The sequence below is a fragment of the Phenylobacterium sp. genome, assembly GCF_037968635.1.
GTDB lineage: Bacteria > Pseudomonadota > Alphaproteobacteria > Caulobacterales > Caulobacteraceae > Phenylobacterium.
The window spans coordinates 1-2,567 of the sequence record NZ_JBBKVV010000194.1 but is presented as its reverse complement, the minus strand read 5'-3'; the positions used below and the strand labels follow the sequence as shown (position 1 = coordinate 2,567).

General features: G+C 69.3%; 3 protein-coding genes. 2 read left to right on the top strand and 1 reads right to left on the bottom strand.

Annotated elements, in window-relative coordinates; translation table 11 throughout:
* On the top strand, window positions 1-981 hold a 981-nt coding region (gene carA / locus AAC997_RS20685), incomplete at its 5' end, for a glutamine-hydrolyzing carbamoyl-phosphate synthase small subunit (RefSeq protein ID WP_340647600.1).
* Here the strand turns inward: carA and AAC997_RS20680 are convergent.
* Entirely contained in the window at window positions 978-1,865 is an 888-nt protein-coding gene (locus AAC997_RS20680; protein WP_340647599.1) for a LysR family transcriptional regulator, read from the bottom strand. The genes carA and AAC997_RS20680 overlap by 4 nt on opposite strands.
* A gap of 92 nt (window positions 1,866-1,957) precedes the next feature.
* On the opposite strand from AAC997_RS20680, the gene AAC997_RS20675 reads away from it, so the two are divergent.
* Window positions 1,958-2,567 (top strand): isocitrate lyase/phosphoenolpyruvate mutase family protein (locus AAC997_RS20675; protein WP_340647598.1); only part of this gene is annotated, 610 nt, incomplete at its 3' end.

The following is a 2,567-nucleotide window of genomic DNA, read 5'->3' as shown; positions in this document are numbered from 1 at the left end:
CACATGGGCAATGTCGGCACCAATGTCGAAGACCTGGAACAGATGTCGGGCGGCGCCAGCACGGCGGCCCGCGGCGCGATCTTCCGCGACGTGCCCACCCCGCCCGCCAACTGGCGCGCCGACAGCGACCTGGACGGCTGGATGAAGCGGCGCGGCGTTGTGGGTCTGGCCGGCATCGACACCCGGGCCCTGACCCTCGCCATTCGCGAGAAGGGCATGCCCAACGGCGTTATCGCCCACGCCCCGGACGGCAAGTTCGACCTGCCGGCCCTGAAGGCCAAGGCCCGCGAATGGGGCGGCATCGAGGGCCTGGACCTGGCCAAGGACGCCTCGTGCCTGCAGCCCTTCGTCTATGAGGAGGGCCTCTATGCCTGGCCCGAGGGCTACGCCAAGCCCGCGGCCAGCCCCAAGTACGACGTGGTGGTCATAGACTACGGCGTGAAGCGCAACATCCTGCGCTCCCTGGTCTCCATCGGCGCCCGCGTCACCGTGGTGCCGGCCTCCACCTCCGCCGAGGAGGTGCTGGCCCGCAAGCCGGACGGCGTCCTGCTGTCCAACGGCCCTGGCGACCCAGCCGCCACCGGCCAGTACGCGGTGCCCGAGATCCGCAAGCTGGTGGACAGCGGCACCCCGGTGTTCGGCATCTGTCTGGGCCACCAGATGATGGCGCTGGCGCTCGGCGCCCAGACCATGAAGATGGAACAGGGTCACCACGGCGCGAACCATCCCGTGAAGGACCTCACCACCGGCAAGGTGGAGATCGTGTCCATGAACCACGGCTTCACCGTCGACCGCGATAGCCTGCCAAGTCCGGTGAAAGAGAGCCACATCTCGCTGTTCGACGGCACCAACGCCGGCCTGGAGTTGGAAGGCCGCCCGGTGTTCTCGGTGCAGCACCACCCCGAAGCCTCCCCCGGTCCGACCGACGGCCTCTATCTGTTCGAGCGCTTCGCCGGCTTGATGGACAAGGCCAAGGCCTAAGCGGCCAGAGCCTCGATCAGGGCCAGGGCCGCCGGGCTGACATAGCCCGCCTTGCGCGTGATCAGACTGACGGGATTGGACACCGCGAGGTCGGCCACCGTGATGGCGGCGAGGCTCGCCGCGGCGCGTTCCTCGGCCACGGCGCTGACCGGCATGAGGGCCAGGCCAAAGCCCGCCTCCACCAGCCGCTTCTGCGCCGTCAGGCTGTCCACGGCGGTGAAGGGAATTTCCGCGACGCCCCGAGTCAGGAACTGGGCCAGCAGCATTCCCGACCAACGCTCGTCCCGGCCCTCCGGCGGCGGGAAGCCTAGCCAGGGTTCGTCCTTCAAATCGCGCAGGCTGGCGACCTTTTCCCCCGCCAGCGGATGCTCCGGGGCGCAGACCACCACCAGGGCCTCGGGCGCGCAGGCTCGGTTCTCCAGGTCCGGCGAGACATCTTCGAAGTAGCGCAGGCCGAAAGTCGCCTCCCCGCGCCGCACCAAGTCGCTGACCTGGGCGCTGGTCGCGGTGCGCAGGGTCAGCGCCACCTTCGGAAATCGCTCGGCGAACTGTTTCAGGGCCTGGGCGAGATCGGCGCCGGCCAGGGTGCCCACCACCGCCACCGATACCGGGCCGCCGTCTCCAGCCTGCAGCGCCCGCATTGCGGCGGAGGCGTCCTCCAGCGCGGCCAAGACCCGCTCGGCATGCGGCAGCAGGGTTTGCCCTGCCTGGCTCAGCTCCACGCCGCCAGGCAGGCGTTCGAAGACCGGCATCCGCAGTTCGCCCTCGAGGAGCGCGATCCGCCGGCTGATCGCGGGCTGCGACCGTCCCAGCTGATCGGCCGCTCCGGAAAACCCACCCATCCGCGCGATCGCGACGAAGGTGCGCAGGGCTTCAGTATCCATGCAAATTCCTGATCACAATGACCAACTATATGCATTTGTCGGATGTCGCCAGCCTGTCTACCTCTCCCCGCCTCCCCACCAGCGAGGCGATCATGACTGCACAACAACAGGCCGCCCGGGCCTTCCAGGCCCTCCACCAGTCTCCGCACGGCTTCATCATGCCCAACGCCTGGGACGCGGGCAGCGCCCTGATCCTTGCCGCAGCGGGCTTTGACGCCATCGGCACCACCAGCGCCGGGATCGCCTTCTCCCTGGGCAAGCAGGACTACCGGGTCAATGAGCCGGCGCTGGCCGTGACCCGCGACGAGATGTTCGACCGCTGCGGTCAGGTGGTGGAGGCTGTCCCCCTCCCCGTGAGCGGCGACCTGGAGGCGGGCTACGGCGACGCGCCGCAGGATGTCGCCGACTGTGTGCTCCAGGCTGTCGAGATCGGGCTGGCCGGCTGCAACATCGAGGACCGGCCGGCCGGCGAGGCGGAGCGGCTCTATGCGCCCGGCCTGGCGGCGGAGCGCATCGCGGCGGCGCGGCAGGCGGTGGACGCCCAGGGCGCCAACCTCGTCATAAACGCCCGCACGGACGCCTGGCTGGTCTGCAAGGATGATCCGCTGGCCATATCCATCCAGAGGGCCAACCAGTACCTGGAGACCGAGGACCAGGTTCACGGGACCGGCGATCTCCCGCACGAGGGTCCGGACTGTCGGC

What these genes read in the sequence shown, in the direction of transcription:
- AAC997_RS20680 (WP_340647599.1), bottom strand. Translation starts at nt 1,865, where the DNA reads ATGGATACTGAAGCCCTGCGCACCTTCGTCGCGATCGCGCGGATGGGT.